Origin of the sequence: Pseudoalteromonas piratica, from assembly GCF_000788395.1 — a bacterium.
Classification (GTDB): Bacteria; Pseudomonadota; Gammaproteobacteria; order Enterobacterales; family Alteromonadaceae; genus Pseudoalteromonas; species Pseudoalteromonas piratica.
Window position 1 is genome coordinate 352,046 of record NZ_CP009889.1, and the last position, 18,982, is coordinate 371,027.

General features: G+C 37.1%; 21 protein-coding genes. 15 read left to right on the top strand and 6 right to left on the bottom strand.

Annotation, left to right across the window (positions count from 1 at the left end):
* Window positions 1-84 precede the first annotated feature (84 nt).
* From OM33_RS16340 to OM33_RS16350, 3 genes are read left to right on the top strand one after another with little or no spacing between them, the layout of a single operon-like run.
* The gene (locus OM33_RS16340; protein ID WP_040135126.1) at window positions 85-543 is read left to right on the top strand and encodes a hypothetical protein; all 459 of its coding nucleotides are present in this window, start codon (window positions 85-87) and stop codon (window positions 541-543) included.
* Window positions 544-545: 2 nt separating this feature from the next.
* Window positions 546-989 carry a DUF4124 domain-containing protein gene (locus tag OM33_RS16345; RefSeq protein WP_040135128.1) on the top strand — a complete coding sequence of 148 codons (444 nt, stop codon included), beginning with the start codon at window positions 546-548 and terminating at the stop codon, window positions 987-989.
* A 44-nt stretch (window positions 990-1,033) separates the two neighbouring features.
* Window positions 1,034-1,948, top strand: coding sequence for a polysaccharide deacetylase family protein (locus OM33_RS16350; RefSeq protein ID WP_040135131.1), 915 nt, complete (start codon window positions 1,034-1,036; stop codon window positions 1,946-1,948).
* A gap of 195 nt (window positions 1,949-2,143) precedes the next feature.
* Here OM33_RS16350 and OM33_RS16355 read toward each other — a convergent pair whose 3' ends face one another.
* Window positions 2,144-3,184, bottom strand: a complete 1,041-nt coding sequence (locus OM33_RS16355) for a hypothetical protein (RefSeq protein ID WP_040135133.1) — start codon at window positions 3,182-3,184, stop codon at window positions 2,144-2,146.
* A 161-nt stretch (window positions 3,185-3,345) separates the two neighbouring features.
* On the opposite strand from OM33_RS16355, the gene OM33_RS16360 reads away from it, so the two are divergent.
* The 9 genes from OM33_RS16360 to OM33_RS16400 all read left to right on the top strand — a co-directional run bounded on the left by OM33_RS16360 (window position 3,346) and on the right by OM33_RS16400 (window position 10,819).
* Complete coding sequence (locus OM33_RS16360) at window positions 3,346-3,744, top strand: hypothetical protein (protein WP_040135134.1); 399 nt, start codon at window positions 3,346-3,348, stop codon at window positions 3,742-3,744.
* Window positions 3,745-3,764: 20 nt separating this feature from the next.
* Window positions 3,765-4,175 (top strand): hypothetical protein, encoded by a 411-nt coding sequence (locus tag OM33_RS16365; RefSeq protein ID WP_040135136.1) that lies wholly within the window; start codon window positions 3,765-3,767, stop codon window positions 4,173-4,175.
* 159 nt (window positions 4,176-4,334) lie between these two features.
* The gene (locus tag OM33_RS16370) at window positions 4,335-5,450 is read left to right on the top strand and encodes a hypothetical protein (RefSeq protein WP_040135138.1); all 1,116 of its coding nucleotides are present in this window, start codon (window positions 4,335-4,337) and stop codon (window positions 5,448-5,450) included.
* Between the two features lie 196 nt (window positions 5,451-5,646).
* The gene (locus tag OM33_RS16375; RefSeq protein ID WP_040135141.1) at window positions 5,647-6,135 is read left to right on the top strand and encodes a hypothetical protein; all 489 of its coding nucleotides are present in this window, start codon (window positions 5,647-5,649) and stop codon (window positions 6,133-6,135) included.
* Between the two features lie 100 nt (window positions 6,136-6,235).
* Window positions 6,236-6,529: a hypothetical protein gene (locus OM33_RS16380; RefSeq protein WP_040135143.1), complete on the top strand. Its 294-nt coding sequence runs from the start codon at window positions 6,236-6,238 to the stop codon at window positions 6,527-6,529.
* Between the two features lie 2 nt (window positions 6,530-6,531).
* Window positions 6,532-7,476, top strand: a complete 945-nt coding sequence (locus OM33_RS16385; RefSeq protein WP_040135145.1) for a hypothetical protein — start codon at window positions 6,532-6,534, stop codon at window positions 7,474-7,476.
* Window positions 7,473-9,170, top strand: a complete 1,698-nt coding sequence (locus OM33_RS16390; RefSeq protein WP_199922607.1) for a hypothetical protein — start codon at window positions 7,473-7,475, stop codon at window positions 9,168-9,170. Before OM33_RS16385 ends, OM33_RS16390 begins: the two co-directional genes overlap by 4 nt.
* Complete coding sequence (locus OM33_RS16395) at window positions 9,160-9,729, top strand: hypothetical protein (protein ID WP_040135150.1); 570 nt, start codon at window positions 9,160-9,162, stop codon at window positions 9,727-9,729. Before OM33_RS16390 ends, OM33_RS16395 begins: the two co-directional genes overlap by 11 nt.
* A 1-nt stretch (window position 9,730) precedes the next feature.
* Complete coding sequence (locus tag OM33_RS16400; RefSeq protein ID WP_040135152.1) at window positions 9,731-10,819, top strand: hypothetical protein; 1,089 nt, start codon at window positions 9,731-9,733, stop codon at window positions 10,817-10,819.
* A 79-nt stretch (window positions 10,820-10,898) separates the two neighbouring features.
* Here the strand turns inward: OM33_RS16400 and OM33_RS16405 are convergent, their stop codons facing one another.
* Complete coding sequence (locus OM33_RS16405; protein WP_040135154.1) at window positions 10,899-11,201, bottom strand: hypothetical protein; 303 nt, start codon at window positions 11,199-11,201, stop codon at window positions 10,899-10,901.
* Window positions 11,202-11,361: 160 nt separating this feature from the next.
* Here OM33_RS16405 and OM33_RS16410 point away from each other — a divergent pair, with 160 nt between their 5' ends.
* Both OM33_RS16410 and OM33_RS16415 read left to right on the top strand, forming a co-directional pair.
* Window positions 11,362-12,249, top strand: a complete 888-nt coding sequence (locus tag OM33_RS16410; RefSeq protein WP_040135156.1) for a hypothetical protein — start codon at window positions 11,362-11,364, stop codon at window positions 12,247-12,249.
* Between the two features lie 21 nt (window positions 12,250-12,270).
* On the top strand, window positions 12,271-12,582 hold the full coding sequence (locus OM33_RS16415; protein ID WP_040135158.1) for a hypothetical protein: 312 nt from the start codon (window positions 12,271-12,273) through the stop codon (window positions 12,580-12,582).
* An 83-nt stretch (window positions 12,583-12,665) separates the two neighbouring features.
* Here OM33_RS16415 and OM33_RS16420 read toward each other — a convergent pair whose 3' ends face one another.
* Complete coding sequence (locus OM33_RS16420) at window positions 12,666-13,757, bottom strand: cell division protein FtsZ (RefSeq protein WP_040135160.1); 1,092 nt, start codon at window positions 13,755-13,757, stop codon at window positions 12,666-12,668.
* A gap of 83 nt (window positions 13,758-13,840) precedes the next feature.
* Entirely contained in the window at window positions 13,841-14,392 is a 552-nt protein-coding gene (locus OM33_RS16425; RefSeq protein WP_040135162.1) for an SPOR domain-containing protein, read from the bottom strand.
* Window positions 14,393-14,988: 596 nt separating this feature from the next.
* Here OM33_RS16425 and OM33_RS16430 point away from each other — a divergent pair.
* A complete protein-coding gene (locus tag OM33_RS16430; protein ID WP_040135164.1) occupies window positions 14,989-15,546 on the top strand; it encodes a hypothetical protein in 558 nt (185 codons plus the stop codon).
* Window positions 15,547-16,162: 616 nt separating this feature from the next.
* Here OM33_RS16430 and OM33_RS16435 read toward each other — a convergent pair.
* On the bottom strand, window positions 16,163-16,369 hold the full coding sequence (locus tag OM33_RS16435; RefSeq protein WP_040135166.1) for a hypothetical protein: 207 nt from the start codon (window positions 16,367-16,369) through the stop codon (window positions 16,163-16,165).
* 205 nt (window positions 16,370-16,574) lie between these two features.
* Entirely contained in the window at window positions 16,575-18,722 is a 2,148-nt protein-coding gene (locus OM33_RS16440) for an alkaline phosphatase family protein (protein ID WP_040135168.1), read from the bottom strand.
* Window positions 18,723-18,982 lie beyond the last annotated feature (260 nt).

Genomic DNA, 18,982 nt, shown 5'->3' on the forward strand with positions numbered 1-18,982 from the left:
AAATGATAGGGTGGCTAATAGGATTTAGTCACCCATTTTTATGTGTGTCTTTCTATTTTAAATAGTAATTAAACGGATTTATTTATGAAGTCAAAAATAGGGTTTCTTGCCCTTTTCCCACTATTTGTAAACGCACAACCAAGTTTAGATAATTTACCAATATCAACCCCATCAGATTTTCTGAAATTAATCAAAGAAGATGGTTTTGGTAACATTGCACTTAATGATGTGCTCTCACATATCAAAAATAAAAAACCTTTTAGACTGAAAAAGCGCTATGGGAAATGTACAGTGGAATCTGATGCAGGGTATGAACCCGAATATGGCGGTTTTGGCGTATCTTGCAGTGATGAAGGAGAATCATTCGATATCACTGAGCAAGCAGTTAAAAACGCATTTGCAGGCTTTAAAAATTTAAAGGTAGGCAAGTTTGGCGAATCTACTTCATTTGACTGGCAAAACTCAAAGTTCAAATGTACGGTATTTGTCGATGACAAACACCGTTTATTTGAATATATGTGTAATTACAGCAAGGATTTGTAGATATGAGACAGTATCAAATCGAGATTTTATTGCTCTTCGTTTCATTAATAGCGTTTAATGCTAACGCAAAAATTTATAAATGGACTGATGAAAAAGGCAACGTACATTTTTCTGATAAACCTACTCATCAAGATGCACAGACAATCACTGTAAACTCTGGACATGGAATAAAATCAAATGCTAAACACTATGACTTTTCAACGAGTAGTTCGTCTAGTTCAGTAAACTGCAATAAAGCCAGTAAAAATGCTCTATCCATATTGAAAAAAATGTCAAAAAAAGGCAGCGAATCGTATGCCAAACTCGCTCACCCCAGTGCGCTGCCTACTTTTATTGCTAAATGTAACAGCGAGTTATCAACGTCAAATCGAAAACGTTGGGAATGTGCTCAAAATGCACGTGGCGTACTTGAGTTAATTGGTACGTGCAAGTTAATGGAAGACTAATCTTTAAAGCTGTTTTCCTTAAAAACAATACAGAAGGGTTAAATATGCGAAAGCAGCTACTTTATATATCCGTTACAACATTATTATTGCTTTCATTGAGTTTAACGGCAAAGCAAATAGCCTTTACCTTTGATGATGCGCCGAGGCAAGCTAACGGCTATTTTGATGGGCCAACCCGCGCGAAAACCCTGATTAAAGAATTACAGGATCACGGTATAAAACAAGCGGCATTTTTCGCAACCACTAGCCATTTAAATGAAGAAGGCAAAACGCGCTTAAAGGCGTACGCCAATGCTGGTCACATTATTGCTAACCACACGCATACACACCCCGATATCAATAAAACGACTTTAGTTGCCTATTTAGAAGAAATTACAACGGCTCATAACCAGATTAAAGATTACCCAAACTTTAAACCTTGGTTTCGCTTCCCCTATTTGCGAGAAGGCGATACTCAACAAAAGCGTGATGGGGTACGCGCTTATTTAGCCAAAAATGGTTATCACAATGCATATATCACACTCAATAATTACGACTGGTACATTGAAAACTTATTACAAGATGCGCTTAAAAGTGGCAAAGAAATCGACTTTGAAAAGCTAAAAGAGTTTTACATTGATGTAATTATACAAGGTGCGCAATACTACGATGAATTAGCAGTAAAATATTTAGGCCACTCGCCAAAACACGTTATTTTATTACATGAAATGGATATTACCGCCATGTTTGTTGGCGACTTAGCCGATGCTTTTCGCCAAAAAGGATGGCAAGTCATTTCGCCAGAAAAAGCCTACCAAGACCCAATTGCCAGTTATCAAACAGAGCGTGTGATGAAATATAACCCAGGACGCATTGGCGAAATCGCAAAAGATAAAGGCCAAACAAAAAGGCTTTGGCACAACACATTAGATGAAACGTATTTAAAAGCGCGCTTTGACAAGGAAGTAGTGAAAAAGTGAGGGAGTAAAAATACGCAATAAATAGTATTTAAAGTGAGAGCCTTGTTAAATGGGTATAATTTTTTAGTAAAAATCTTTGGTTTATTAATACTGTCAACTAGTGATGAGTTAAAATCCGAGCCGCAAAAAAAAATTAAACTTTTAAAATTATTTTTGCATCAAAGCAATGATGTACAGGCAAAAAACCTGCTATGACTAGTTCTGGTTACTATTAATTTTTGAAAATGATATAGAACCCTTTTTAAAGTCGAGCACTGCGTGAGCAGTTTGGCCCCACCAATCACATTCTTTAAAACAATACCCTTCAACTTTAATCGCCTTAGACGAATGCTTGCTGATGCCATTGAGTGGAAAATACCCTTTAGAGGATTCAAGACCTGAATAAAGCAAATGCCATTTTCCACCGAGCTTTACAAAACTATAAGCAAAGTTTTCATACACAGGCTGGTTTTTTGTTTGTACTTGCACAAAGGTAAAAAGCTCAGTTGAAATGCGTGAAACCGAAAACCATGTTTGCATCTCGTTAAGCAATTTCTCAAAGGCCTTTGTGGATGTTAATTTGAGCGGCACAAGTGTCAGGTTAAACTCATTTGCCGTACTAGCATCAAAATTTTGATTTAAATACTCATCAAATTTGGGCAAGTAAGCATTAATCGTTTCTTTTTGCTTTTCAATGAGTTCAAAGTGACCCAAGTCACTTTCGCAGAATGTGGCAGAATCTGACGTTATACTTTTATCAAAAGTTGAAATTGCATTGGGTTGGCAAGTAAATGCATAACTTGGGCTTATAGTGTTAGTTTGCTCATAATAACTATCTGGAGCGGCTATAATTGGGTAAGTTTTAAATCCAGACGCTGAAGAAATAACAAGCTCCGAGAAAGGCAAGCCGACACCATCATTAACAGCCGTGATTTCAAATGCTAAATAAGGTTGGTTTTTAAGTTTTACAATGCGACTTACATGTAAGCCATTACCGTGGTTGTAATAGCGATGATTCCCATAAGTCATTTCGATTTCTGCATCACCCTCTAAATCATTAATTACTGAAAACTGATAAACATGTTTACCATCAAGTGTACTAGCTGAAAAACTGGTGCGGCCAAACTCTTTAAATTTTCTATCTAAGACGGGATCAATGACGTTGATATCAATGCGATAATTATTTTGGTCATTCGCTAATGCACCTGTAGCCGATAAAGCCAATAGCAAAAAATAAAGTAAGATGAATATTCGCATTATGAGATGAGCCTTTATCTGCTTTAATTACATCTTAGAATACGGATATTAAATGTATAGTGTCTAGTTTAGTAAACACTAATAAATTAGCTTGTAAATCTAAGTGGGGTTATCCGTAATAATGTATATAAATCGATCATAAAATCATCATAGAGGTAAATATGAAGACAATGGCATCGTTGACTACAGCGTTAACGTTAATTTTGTCGAGTGTTAATTTAGCTGCCAAGCCGTTGATTCTAAAAAAGCGTGATGCAGCAGGTGCTATATACAGTCAAATTGACTTGTTTTTGCATAAGCAATGTCAACGTGATGTTGCTTCGCAATTTGCATCACACTATAACGGCATTAAAAGTGGATTAAACAGCAGTAACACAAAGAGTGCTGAAGACTATGAGGCTCGAGCAAAAAGAGTACAGGTCATTATAGATTATACTGATAATCACAATTGTACTGTGGATATGCCTTTGCTTCCTACAGGTAATGCTAGTGTAATTTCCGAACCCGGACGTAACATTAAAACCTATGTACTGATGATATATCCTTATTTTTCAATGTAATAAAAATAAGAGACTGCAATATGAAAAAGTGCCTAATTTTATTTGTAATATGTTTGCTTCCGATCATATCACTTGCAAATACACCCGCTAACGCTTTAGAAAATCACCTTAATAAATTAAATACAGCGTGTTTAGCAAAAGTTAAACAATCAGCTAGTAAAAAAGGTGAAGTAATTGATAAGTGCATTACTCAGCTAGATGAACTGCTAGCGACAAAAGTTGCCAAAAACGATATTGTTAATGTGCAAAAAATTTATATGCTTGAATACATTATGCAAGACTATAAAAACGATGCAACCTGTCTTCAATTTCAAAGTTCATTGCACGGTATACATGAGCATTTCACCCTTGAACATCTTGATGCACTGTCAGACCATGCACTTAAATGGTATGACTTACTGTGTGATGAAAATCGCTGGAAGGATGAGTAGAACACTTTGAATGCACTTAAGATATAAAGTTTATTACTTTGCAGACTAAAGCTTTTCGTCTAAAATTTTCGCAATACTCCAAGTCCACTGTAGCGAAATTAGCGATGTATTAATTTTATAATAGCTTGGAGGAATCTATAAAATACAGGAAAGTTTGAAATGAAAAAAACCTTGTTATTATTTTGCATGATGAGCAGTTATGCACAAGCTAATAATTGTCTGAGTGTGATAACCAACTCTAAATTAGTAAATGAAAGGCAAGAAAGTAGAGAGACAATTAGGTCGTTTAAAAATAATTTTTGCCAAGAATATCGAAGAAATGAGTCGAACAATAATACTAGGGCCCTAAACGCGAGTTACAAGCTGTTTTCAGGTTCGATTAATCGCGGCAACTCTTCAACAGATGAGCTCTTTCAGAGGTATTGTAGATCGGAAAGTAGCCAACTCGATGATGAAAGATTGTTCAAAGAACATATTCAAACGATTGCCCCAGCTGCTTACACTGCTTATGAAAGTTGTCTGAGGTTCCAGCAAAATGATCCCGTTGATTTTTCACTTTTTAGAAATATGCCAACAGAATTTGGTATCCAAATTGATTATCAGCCAACAAATATAGGCTCAAAGGCTCAATTTGAAGTAATGCCCTCAAATGGAGTCAACTGTAATTCCGGAACAAACGAACAAGAGGTAACAAATTTCGAATTAACATACACCAACCGTTCGGTTGTTATTAGTTGTTCAAGAAGTGATTCAAATCAACAATCTGAAGTAGGCATTGTCAGAAGAGATCAAAGTGCGTCTATCAATTTAACTTGGCCGAGATACGTTAATGATGGCAATGGCGATTATGTACCGGTACCTGAGTTAGTTAATTTAAATAAAAAAGTTGCTGCCCTCGAAACACAAATCCAAGAGATGAATATTCAGGGTGAAGTAACAGCATTTAAAACTACTACTTGCCCAACGGGATGGGAACTTTTTGAAGAAGCTTATGGTCGCGTTATACGTGGCATTGATCCAACAGGCCAGATTGACGTAGATCGTGCAAACTTAGAGCTAAATGAAAAAGTAGCTTCGCTGCAAGAAGATGCACTACAACAACATGAACATAATACTGGTTCATATGATGCAGGTGGCGGTAATAAGGGTGCATTTCGACGTATGTATAACTATGGTCCTCCAAAACCTACTGAAGGGATTGCTGAGGGGGCAAGGGTATCTAAAACAGAAACACGAATGAAAAATGTAGCTCTTTTATATTGTGTTAAACAATAGGTTTCATTGCGTATTATAGTTAGCACAATATAGCGTAGTAGTACTTAATACGAGAGGCTTTTATTTTTGATAACAAAATTAAAAGCCTCTTTTTGATTTTAGATACGTATTTTATATTTGAAAGTTATTTAGGCTGATGTAGCGATGCTCAATAAGTACACAGTTCCTATAACTAATTTTATAGAGTAAAGTTATTATGAAAAGTTTACCTTTCATCTTACTTATGTTCTTCTCACCCGAAGTATTTGCTTCAGAATTAAAAAAAGGTCAACGCTGGCCTCAGTCAAGCGAGATTAAATCTTCAGGTGAAGCACGGCAAACATTGTCAGGTAGCAGCTTGCGAGATTGTATGAATAAAAGTGCAAATAATTTACCAGTTTTTAAGTTTGAAGAAGGAAATTTTACGGATGTGCAAGCTTCAGAGAAATTATGTGCGGCTATAATGGATTTAAATAAGTTGGTAATGAAAGAGTGGCCTGGTAAAACACTTCGGGTCACAGAAGCTTATGATCAAGATGGTGAACATGCTAAGTTTAGCTTGCATAATGAAGGGCGTGCAGCTGATATGACAGTCAGTGACAGAGACTTAAAAAAGCTTGGGCGCCTTGGGTTCTTGGCCACAAAAGCAGGGTTTTCATGGGTATATTATGAACATAACCATATACATGCTTCAGTAAAACGTTAATGTTTGTTCACTAAATACAAAATATTTATTTTAAACCTCACGAATCTCAGTTTTTGACCGGATTACTCTAATAATTACATTAAAAACTGAGGTTTCGATTATGAAAAAATTTATTCTTTTAGCACTTTTATTCTCACCTTTTGTTTCATCGCACCACTTTCAACACTTACCGGTACCACAATACCAAACCTATACTTGGCATCAGGGGCAAGCACCCGTTTTAATGGGGCATGTTAATATGTGGTATTGCAGCTTAAGTAGTGTAAGCGGCAAGTTTGAAGGGGGCGGTGAGCAGGTGAGTGTCACAATAAATCAAAATGGCTTTTGGCAACTCAGTGGCCGCTCACAGCAAGTGTCAGTTGAAGCACAAGCAATTTGTATTAGAAGGTTTTAAAAATGCACCAGCAATTTGTAAGCAAGGTGACATATTTATTGGCGGTTAGTTTGTTTTGCTTTAATTCAGCAACAGCAAACGCTAACCAAGGTATGCCGGTTATTTGTACCGCTAACACACAATTAACCTTAGAAGCTGTATCAGAACGCTACCTAATCGTACCTGAGCAACAGATTTGTACGTTAAAATTACAGAATTCTCACGCACTTACCCCAAGTAAATTAGAGCTTAGACAAGGGGCGCAGCTTGCCGTTAAAGCAACTGTAAATAGGCACTCGCGCACTGTGGTGAGCCTTGTAACTGATTCAGTCTATTTTGGCAAAGATGCTGCTATTCGTTTAGCTGGCGCTGACGGGGCCAATGGCGTTGATGGTAAGGACTATAGCCATACGCAGGCCAACTACTGTACAGACGGCATCGCTGGTGGGGATGGTAGCAATGGTTCAGACGGAAAAAATGGCTTAAGTGTGTATTTAAACATTAAACTACACGAAAAAAGTGAGATGCCAACCATTACAACTTATGGTGGGCTTGCTGGCAAGGGGGGGCTCGGCGGTTTAGGGCAACGTGGTGGTGGTAAAGCTAACGATGAAGTGATTTTAAAAGCAGCACATTCAATGCAAAAATTATTAGGCAGCTTGGGTCATAAAAAAAGCGTGATTGACCCAAGCAAACTCGCATGTAAATCAAACAACCGTGAAGGACGAAAGGGAATTAAAGGAAACGATGGAAAGCCAGGAAAGCAGGGGCGTTCAGGCAGTGTTTGGGGGCAAATTCAATTATCGAAAACCAGCAAACAAGCTAAGCTGAACCATACTCGGTTTATCAAGTCACAAACCAATTATCATGGTGATGCTGGGCTTTTTTTCATAGTTCACCCTAATAGGGCGGGGGAAAATCCGTCTTATCAAGTAACCAGTTATATTGATTTGGAGATTTATCAGTGATCCACGGGTTAATTTATCAAAGCCCGTGTACTAGTCGGGTTGAGCCGATCATAGTGATGAAAACAGCAGTGCCATTAAAAAATGAGCACAATCAGCACTTAGTTTGCGAGTTTATTGGCCAGGCGAATGAAGAACAAAAGGCTGCTTTAGCAAACGTTGTTGGCTTGCTAAATAAAGAACTCGTTCGTTTTTTCAAACCTACTTCGCCTATTATGTTGCGCTTAAAATGGCACACATTACAAGCGAGTGAGATTAGTGGTCAGAGCGCACAGTTAACACTAGCGCTGGCGATTGTACAATATTTGATTCGTGAATCTTTACTAATTGGTAGCTTTGTCTCATTTGATGAGCAGATTAGTTTAGTTGCATGTACAGGCGAGCTGGATAGTTACGGTAACGTTAAAAAAGTGGATAGCATTATCGGGAAGCTTGAAGCGGCGCTTAACTATAAAAGTGAACGCAAATTATGTCTGTTTATTCCTAAAGAGCAGTTGAAGCTAGTAAATGAAAGCCTTGATACTAAGCTACAAAGGGAAGGTGTCAGCATTACTGGGGTAAGTAGTTTAACGGATTTATTAGATAAAGCGTTTGCACTTAATTCAAAACGCAATAAGCTGCGGGCATGGTTTAATCAAACGATTAACAGACGGGTTGTAAAAGGGTTAGCCTTATGTGGCTTTGTTTTTATAACTTATTTTATTTACGTTTTTATTGCCAATTTACAATACCAAATAAAAGTAGAGCAAGCACAAAAAGCATTGGCTAGTAATGATTTTCGTACTTTGAAAACACATTTAAATTGCTTTGAAAAAAGTTGTATACAAGCTTTGCAGTTACCGCAGGATTTCAAAACAAAATTAAGTGAAGCAGTACCGCAAGCTTTAAGTAATGATAATAGTACTGCAAACTTTTCAGGGGCGAGTCAGGCATATATTTATTTTAACGGTGATGCAATTTCAGTGAATAACGAAATAGCTTATTTAAGTGATAACAACGAAACTCGCCCGTTACTCAATATACCTTTGCCGTGGTCAGACAGAATAATAAAAGGCTCATTATGTGCAAAGCAAAATGCCGATATGAAGTATGCGCAATTGCGATATCTCACCCATGGCGGCTTTATGGTCGAAGTGAGCCCGTTATCGAGCTTAGTGAGTGATAGGCACCCTCTAATTGAGCATATGGCACCTGAAGATAATGCATTTGAGTTTACACGCTACACCAGCGCAAAGTCACATGACTGTCAATCTTGGCTTTTAACAAGCGAAAATGACAGTGGTGAAGTAAAGCTCTCTCTCTATAATGCTAATCAGCCTTCAACTCAGTATCACTATATTGATAATGTATACGGCAACCAGTTAAACGTGCTGGTCTCATCCGTTAATAAGGTTAAACCTTTAAAAATAAGTGCAGGAAACCGTGAACGGATGGCCATTTTCAATAATCAAATTATGTGTCTTATTGATGCTGCTAAAGGCTCTAATATTGTTAAGTTAAATCAGTATGAAATTGAGCAATATGTAAGCTGCTCTGAAAGTAAATACTTTATTGCAAAACTAAACCAACATTTTCATCAGTTTGGTTCGTTAAAGGCGGGTCAATTTAGAGGGAGCATAGCGATTACCATGCAAACTGATTCGCAAAAGGTGTTTTATCCGTTAATTAACTTGACTGGAGGTGAATATGAAAATTGAAATTACAGGTGAACACCTTGAAAAGCTACTGGTTAAACCTCGGACACACCACAACGTATTGAGTGATGAAATCATTGAGATTGCACGGAAAAAAAAATTAAAAACCAAACTATCAAAAGTGGAGTTAGATACTGTTTTTGAAACACCTGCAAATTTTGAGTTTGTATTTCAGCAGTCGCTCACTGTTTCAGCATTAACTCGTAAAGCCGCAGATACCGGTAGTCAGGCGGACTGCCTGATTGTATCTGATGCACATTGTATTATTTACTTAGAGCCAATGGGCGAAGGGGGTAACCGCTTGTTGCTCACGTTTATGCCGATTGATGATTACTTCTTTGGTAAAACAGTTTACGTTTATTATATTGTTAAACCAACATCTCACTCGGCGGAACTAGCAGAGCCTTTAAGTGGCGTGTTGCTTCAATTTGAAGTGAATAGTATGGAGCAAATATGCGAAGAAGTTGAGTTTGTATCTTTTCCTAACTCAATTGCTGAGGGTAACTTTTCTAATATTTTAAACTTCTTTGACTTTGAAGTGCTGTCGAATAATCAGGGTTAACATGAAAACAATTGTTCATTATTTTTCAAAGTTGATGGCGTATCAATTTATCTTACCTCAAGAACGCGCTAACAAGATTAACAACCCTGCTTTTATGAAATCGTTGGTTTTTAAAGAAAAGGTAACGCAAGCAACTAAGCTGTTTGAAAATCAAGTAATAAAAACAGAAAATGAACATGCGCTCAGAGATGAGTTTATTGCAGGTTATGAAACCGCTGCAATGTTTCAATGCAAACAACACGCGCGATTTTCAGAGCTTATTGCTGGTTTTGACAGTTCCAAAACGGGCAAGGCTTTTGTTTATGAAAAACCTCAATGGCAAACAGCGTATGAACATTTAATGAGTGTATATTATTCACTAAACTCAAATGAAAACTTAAAAGTCACAAAACTCAGTGAATACTTAAAAGATGGTCTCGCACCAGAAATTGTTAAATGTATTGAGTTGTTAGTTTATTCATATTGGCAAACAAACCGCTATGGCGTGGTTGATAAAGGTATTGATTTACAGCTGATAGCAAGCAACACATTATTTTATTGTGTGACCTCTTTTTCTCCGCTTAAGCATGATGACCTCTTAACATTTATACGCTGGAAATTTAAAAATAATGTTTTGAGTACGCTTGACGCATATAAAGATACCCTTTCAATTGAACAAAGCAATGAACAGCATCAAGCACTAAAACTTGAAAATAGACTGTTAGAAACCGAAGATTTATATGATGTATGTTCTGGCTTTGTTTCGTTTATTGTTAATGAAAATGGCCTTAAGCTGGATACTGTGTGTGGGGTCGAACAAAAAGATGAGCACAAAGTTCATTTTTATCGCGAAGATGCGCGCTCACTTGTGCATTTAGCTGTTGCCAACTTGATTGCGAAGCTTGAAAATAAAGACAACAAGCTTGCTGAAGAAAAAATAGAGATATTAAAACAGATGCTTTATGGCGACAATTTTGCCAACCGTGAAATCATGGGGGCAACGTCGTTTTCTGAAAACCAAACAAGGCAACGAAGGGAAAAAGTTATGGCTGAACTAAAAGAAGAGGTGCAGTCAATTTTAACTGATTATCCAGAAGATTTTCTCTTATAGTTTTATTTAAAGCACTCTATTTTTAGCCACTTTCCCTCCCAGTCACATTGTTTTACTGCGAGGGGCAATACGTTAGTGTTTAACGATTGCTGCATTCGCGCTTGGCGATACGTTGGCAGTTGTCTTTTGCTGAGCAAAGCTCAACTTTTCCGTTATTATCTTTATTGTGTATCGCAATCTCTTCGTCAATTGTTTCGCCTCCTCCAGAGGTTGCTACGTCATTACCATCATCTAACCAAGTGACAATTCCACCATCTTTACATTGCGCAAAAAAGATTATCTCATTATCAATGGTTGTTAGTTTTTTAACTAAGTATGTGTCTTCGGCAAATAGATTAAAACTGAAGAAAAATGTCGCAAATATTAAAAAGTTGAATTTCATAGAGTGCTCCCGTCGTAATAAGCAAAGATTCGTATTATTAATGTGAATTTAACAATTAAAAAATTATTTAAAAAATAAAAATCAGTTTTTTCTTATAAAAACCACGAATATTAAATTAAGCAGAGATTTTAGAGGTAGCACTTCTAATCAAGAGACTAATATGAACTCTGCACCTCCAAAAAAAATAACACATGTTAAAGATTGGTATTCAGTTATATATTGTGAAAAGGGGAAGTTTCAGCAGTCGTTACTGTTAATTGCCAAACGCTATTTCTCTAATGCGATAGAGGCTGAAATTGCCTGCGACCAAGTAATGAATAGTATTGAGCGTGATAACTTCGCAAAGTTACATACTTACAATCCAAAGTCATGCCCACTAAAGTTTATTTATAGGGTATTTAATAATGCATTATTAGATGTATTTAGAGCAAAGTATGGCCGCTACAATATACCGAAAGCTTTAAAAACGCAGCCTGAATTACACCAACGCATTCATAATGCACTATTCTTCAAAGATACTCGCCGAACTCAGCTGATAGAAGAGTTAATGCTAGAAGGTGTACAACAGTCAGTAATTGAACAAGCTATCAAAGATGTTACCCGCTTACATTTTAACGCTACCTATAATAAAAAGAAGCCTCTTAAGTTGTATCGTGCTGATATGAGTTATAGTGAAGAATTGAGTACCACAGCAAATACTTGCTCTATAAATCATGAAGCTACAGATGAAATACATATGTGGCTACAAACTAACAATATAGATTCGCTTTGTGAAATAAAGCACTTACTAACTGAAATAGACAAAACGGTTTTAGTATATGTCTTGCAGGGTAAATCGGTTTCTGGAGTCGCTCGTAAGCTTGGTGTTTCAAGGTCTAAAGTTGAAACCGCTTTGAAAAATACACTTAGGTTGATGTCTACTTACTTTAAAAAGTTAGAGATAGATTATTCTGAGCTTGATATTGCATTATCTTTTATTACAAGTGTTGAAACTTTATTAGCTCTTGATGCTTTTTCTGGCAATGTGCCATTTAAAAAAGCTGCTTAATATAGAAAGAGGTGATGTCGAATGGTTTATAGTTACCTAGTTAATTTTCTAAATGCATATTCCATTAAAAAGAAAATCGTTCAAATTAATAAAAGAAATTTAGAGTTTGTGGGTCATCAGCCACAGTATCGTAAAAAGGTAAATGCAATATGCTATGAAGCCATTGAAGAGATAACGTTTATTCGTTTGGCCCAGCCGAAGATAGATTACATAAATGAACTCTATGAAACATACCAATATTTATATGATAACTACGTGATGTATGACCCAGAGGGTATTGGTAAAGGGACTTGGAAGGATATCTTATTAATGTTAGAAAAGTATTATTTATAGTTTGCTGTAACTTCTTAAACTTATACCACCTTTGGCCTCGTTAATATTGAGGCCATCTGTTTAAATTATATAAACGCTTTTATTTAATCATCTTTTCGTTGCCTTAAGTATGCAGGGATACTGAAAAGATCGTCTGGGTGTATTTTATCATTTTGTTTGTCCTCTTCATGCTCATCGGTTTCGTAGGTTTGCTCAACGTTAACATTAAAGGATTGGCATTGGTTTATACCTGTTGCAATGACCAGTATTTCAAATGGCGTTGACAAGTTTTCAATCATACTGACGCCACAAATAACAAGTGCCGTTGCAGGTAATTTTTCTCTGACCTGCGAAATAACTTTGTTATACGAGCCAATGCTAATTTCTTGCGAACAACTAATTTGAATGATGGCACCTGAGCTGTTGGTTAGATCAACAGCTTCAACCAATGGGTTATTAATAGCTGTATTCACTGCATTTGTAAGTTCATCTTCCGTATCGGCTTTACCAACCCCTAAGATTGCATCGCCTTGATTATTCATAACATTTGCAAAGTCTTTAAGATCCACATTGATAAGACCATGGTTTGATAACATATCGAGCAATGAGCGAATAAGAGATTGCAGTATTTGATTACTGTGCCTAAAGGCATCAAAAAGTCCGATATCCTCCCCTAAAACTTTGATAAGTTTGTCGTTAGGTAAGTTGATTACTGCGTTAGCTTTACTTTTTAGTGATTCAAGACCTTCCATTGCAATCTTATTTCTTAAAGGCCCTTCTGATTCGAACGGGCTTGTAGCAATAAAAATGCATGGTTTATCAAGCTCCTTATTGATAATTTCAGCTATTACAGGGCTAGCGCCAGTACCTGTTCCACCACCAAGACCTGTTGCACATATAATAATGTCAAAAGGCTCAAGCATATTGGTAATATCGCTCATACTTTCTTCGGCTGCCTTTTTACCGATTTCAGGATCGGCCCCAGCACCAAAACCCTGCGTTAAGGTCGAACCCATAAGTAATTTTTCGTGACTTGCACCATGCTCAAGTACCACTTTATCTGTGTTCATTGTAAATAATGTGACTGAACTAGATTCAATTGCTGGATATATACTATCGATAGTATTGCACCCACAGCCACCAATACCGATTACTGCAACTTTAATAATCACTTCAGGTTCTATTAATTCAAACATAATCACTCTTTAATAATAAATATTGTGAGAATGCGGTGTTTAAAAATCCGCTACATATAACTAAACGGATAAAAGGTGGGAATTTAACGTTTTGATTTCACAATATTACATTTACGAATATTTTCAGTTTTTAATATATTATTTAATGCTTCTGCTGTTCGCTTTGTTGAAATTACAGGCAAAACCACTTGATACCAATCATTGCTTATACGAATTTTGCTTTTAATAGTTTTGAGATCAATGTATTTGCTTTTGTATTTTGTAAGTTCGATACGGTTGATTTTTGTTCTTAAATTTTCAGCCGCTTTAAGGGAACGAAATGAAGCACAGCGCATTGTGAATATCCCAGCTTTTTTAGGTTCTTGCACAGCTACTTCAATTGAGTATTGCTCAAGCTGCTCACTAATGTTCATTGAGTTTATTGCATGCTCTTTGGCTAATTCAGATGAAACTGATGGCTTAGCTTTACTTTTTTTCGGCTGCTCTGCTGGTTTAAGCTGCCCTGAAAAGCTGTATAGAAAGACTAAAATAATAATTGATGCCACAACTATAGCGCTCTCAATTATTTTTATATTGGTCTTTCTTGTCTCAATTTGTTTAGCGGCCGGTTGTATTTTTACAAAGTCTCTAGTCATTTTTTAATCCATATTTTTTTGCTTACTAAACATGACGGATTAATTTAGGTATTTGGCACAAGTGATGATTAATTAAGAGTCTATTTTATCTATTGAGCGCTATTTACATGAAAAATCTTTATAAGGTTACAAGAATGTGTTTGTCTTAAAGGTCTCTCCAATGATATTCGCCTACAGGCAAAATTAAACTTGTGTTTAATTACTCTGGAGACATTGACTGAATATCAGAACTTTGTCTTTGACTAGTTCGATTTCATTACTCTGATTTATTTTACATCTTGGTGGAAAATTTTGCCTAGAATAATGGCAGGCTGGCCTTTTTTAAATCAATTATTTTTTCTATAGCTTGCCGGTTTGATTAACTGCTTTCATTAGACGGTTTTGCTAGCAATTTTGCACAAAAAATTTAAAAAACATTATTAGATGAACTAAGCATATTCATCATGCATCGACAGCTCACAAAGTGATGAATTTTTGATAATTATTTAATTCAAAAGTTAGAATCTGGCTAAAAGCTTTTTTATGTAAAGCAGGAAGAATCGATAGAGCAACTTTTGTGCTAGTTCGAAATAAACATTGGGTAAAATGAGAAGTCCATGAACACTATAAAACAAGAAAATAAACCCCTTGATAAGTCCAAAGATTTTATAGAGTTGGCAAGTTTTACGCTTGCGTTTTTAATACTACTGCTTGCAGATTCATGGCATTCAAATAGTTATTGGTTTAGAACTTGGAATATTTTTATAGGTCCTATATTTCTTATAGCGAATATTCGTATTTTAAAGACTAATTCATCAATCAGTATATGGACTTTGAGTATATGTTATTTGTACTTTATTTACTTTACTGCATTTTATTGTGGTTTGTTTTCTGAGGTATCTTTTTTATTTGCTGCATTAGCTGTTATATCTGCTTATAAACGATTACCCCTACTGAAATATAAATACTATCTACTGTTTTTGATGCCGGCAATCTTGCTTGTTTTTTATTTCTCATGGCAAACCTCTACACGATTATTTGCTTGTCCATACGGGTTAGCTCCAAGCTATTTTTGGCTTACTTGGGTTTGGGATGATTACCAGCTTTTAGTAATTCTTTTACTTATCAAAATATTACTAACTTTATATGTAGTACCTAAAGTAGAAAGTAAATAAACATGGCGTTTTGATTTGAAACTCTAGCTATTTTACTGAGGGTAAATTGTACCAAAATACGAATCGGTTAGCGTTGCTCGGCTCTAATCAAACCGAACTAAACAGCAGAATTTTTGCAAGAAGCTTAAGCATTAGTAACTGAGCAAGGTTACAGCATACAAGAGCAGCCGCATATTTAGGTAACACAGACAGATTACTATATTACTCGAAAGCTAAGCACTTAATAGAAAAGTGGTAGCACTAATAATGTAAAGCGTGGCAATACACCCAAAGTCAGTGCCGATGAAAAAGCAAAAGATATCGCACGTTGTAACCGTTACAAAGAAAGATACGAGCGTTATAAACGCGAAGGGATTTTAGGTTACAACGTTGCGACCGGACAAAAACGCATGATGACAAAGTCAGAAGAGAAATTTTGGCTAAAAAGCACAAAGGAAAACATGGAAATAATGTGTTCGGGTATTTAATAACCCCCGGGAATAGCTACCTTTCATTGTTATAGCCTAATAATGCATAACTAAAAAACCACCTACATTTAGCGTATTAATGCAGGTGGTTATTTTGTATTGGTGGCATGCTGTTGTGTTAGTTTGCAATAAAACACGGTGATTCTGTATCACCACATTTCTTTGTGTTTGCGTTTGTTTACACGCTTATTGCCAGTAAAATCCACTTCATTAAAAAAGCCGATAAAAGTAAATAGCCCCACCCACATTACCCATAAGTAACTCGGTGCAGTCACTAGGTTAATTAGCGTAAGGCCAATTAATAGAGGTAAATGTCTTAAGCTGTATTCAATAAAATGTTTGATTAGGTTATTCATGGTGTCTCTCCTTGATTAGTTGTTATAAATATAGTGGCAGAGAACACGCCCCATAACAGCTAGCAATTGTCATCAATTTACTATGACAATTGTCATAAGTTGACCGTGATTAACAGCCGGAGAGTTGGAATAATTAAGATAAACCGAGAGTAATTGGGCTTTAGCCTTGCCTTAAACGGCAAAGAAAAAAGCCCATAGGTGCAAGTTAAAGTCGCTCTATACGAAAGGTATCCATATTGGGTGTGCAATCCCATTTTGCATTACGTTCATTTGATAGCTTTCGGGCATCCCATTCTAAACCACAAGTTTGTCCACTTGCTTGAGTAACAATTTTTGTTTGGTTGCTGTCTTCAACCAGCCACAAGGTGATTAAATCGCCCGATGAATTTTCATCAAATTTCGCATTGCGCTCGTTCGACGATTTAGACGAATCCCACTCCAAAGCCCCTTTTCCGCCTTGTGCTACAAGGTAACCACTTACTATTAATTTGCTTTCATCGTGTGTTACGTCGGTAACCGTCAAAGCCATCGGATCTGCATTGCCGCTGCAATCCCACTTTGCGTTGCGCTCATTAAAAAAGCGATTATTGTCCCATTCCAGCCCACAGGTTTCACCGTTTACTGTGGTGGTAATTACTACAGGGTAGCTTTGGCCAATATCTAAATGTGAGTGTTTGGTTAAATAGCGGTTTTGCACATTATTAAGCAGCGAATTAAGCTCAGCGCCTTGCCCTTTATTATAAATAGTGCGTACTTCGTCTAATGTGAGTGCACGGCGCCACACTGCAAAATCGTCAAGGTCCGCTTTTAGGTTATAGGTGTAACTGCCTGTGCCGTCTTGGCCAATATTCCAATTAAGTTCTGAGTTGATATCGCCGACATTGCTGATATCACCTGCGATGATATTGAGTTCGCCTGTTGGACTACCAGCATACATGGTGGCCACACCTTTTCGGTCAAATGTGGCAACCAATAGCCACCAACCGTTAAAGGTGTAATCAATTGGATCGATGTCTTGTCTATCCGCACTGGATGACGCGATATTAATGCCAAAATCATCGCCATTGCCTTCGTTTGCCAATAACAAAGTACCGCGGTTTGCACCACTTGCCCAATTTTTATTGCCGACAATTACAGGATCACCTGATTGATCGCCACTTACTCTAAACCAGGTCATTAAGGTGAAATTTGTGTCTTTACCAAAGTCTAATTCGCTCGGTTTACCTAATGTCAAGTATTCTTGGTCGTCATTGAGTTTCATATATTGACCAAACTTACCGCCAGCCTTAAGACTCGGTGTGCCACCTGCTACCTGAGCATGCAGTTGATTACCTGAAACGTCTTGATAGTTGCCATCAAATGGCAAATAGGTCGTGAGGTCTTGCTGTATCCCTTTGTCATTTGCAGGGCGAATATTTTGCCCCTGGACAATGCCATCCATGTTTGCTGGTACTGCTAACCCATGGTGGGCTAAGGTTGTGGGTGCGGCATCGTAATTGTGAGGAATGCCCGCTAAATAACCTTGTTGCACGGTTTTAGAACTTACTAAAAATGGGATAGTGTAGTTATCTGCTGCATGAATACCATGAGATGAACCTCTGCCACCATGATCCGACGTTAATACGATTTGCCAATCTTCATTAGCAAAGTTAGGTCGGTTTTTAATGGCAGTGAGCACACGGCCAATTTGGCTATCAACGTCTTTAATTTCATTTACATAGCCATCATCAGATGCGGTAAAACAACAGGCATGGCCTGCACCGTCTACATCATCTAAAAATAAAAAGAGGGCATCAACATCACTCCCTTGTGGCCAATTCGATGCGCTGAATGTACCACTTATAATGTCGACCGCATTTTGCGTATTGGTTGCATCATCTGCATCAATTTTGATATCGGCAGAGTTAGTGATTTGCATATCCGTACCCCAAGTAACGAGATAGGCGGTGTTGAGTGACGGGTTTGATTGTTCTAGCAGCGTTAAATAATGCGGGTAAGTGGCATAATTACCACCGCCAACATTACTGTTATTGGTTACGCCACTTTTTGTCGCAGTAACACCCGTCATAATGCCAACATGGTTTGGGCCACTGTTTGGTGCGGCATCTGTCATGGTTTGGGCATAATGTGCAAACGCTGTTTTGTAACCGTTTGCCCATGTGCCATTAATTACTTTATCAAGATTGGGCGTGTGCGCATTTTCAATACCATCACCGCGTAAGCCGTCTACTGCAATCAGTAATGAATGGGTACTGGCAAGCGTTGGGGTTGCCAGCCCCAAGGCAGTTAAACATAGCGATGTTTTTAGTATCTGTTTGAGTGTTTGGCACACCGATTGTGTGTTTGTTTTCATTGATTTTCCTGTTAGCTTATTAATAGTTGTTTTGGTCTAGACCAATAAAATATTAAAACTAACATGTGACTGTTCAGTGATTTGTCTGTGACAACGGCATAACGTTTTGGTTAAAAATAAATCAAAATGTCATCATGTCGTTGTGTTGCTTTGTTGCTAAATTTTATGCACGGCGATGATTGCATGAAGGGTTGAGAGGGTCTTTTGAACTACGAAAAAGCGCAAAAATATGCGTATTAAAGCGTCAAATTAAACCAAAA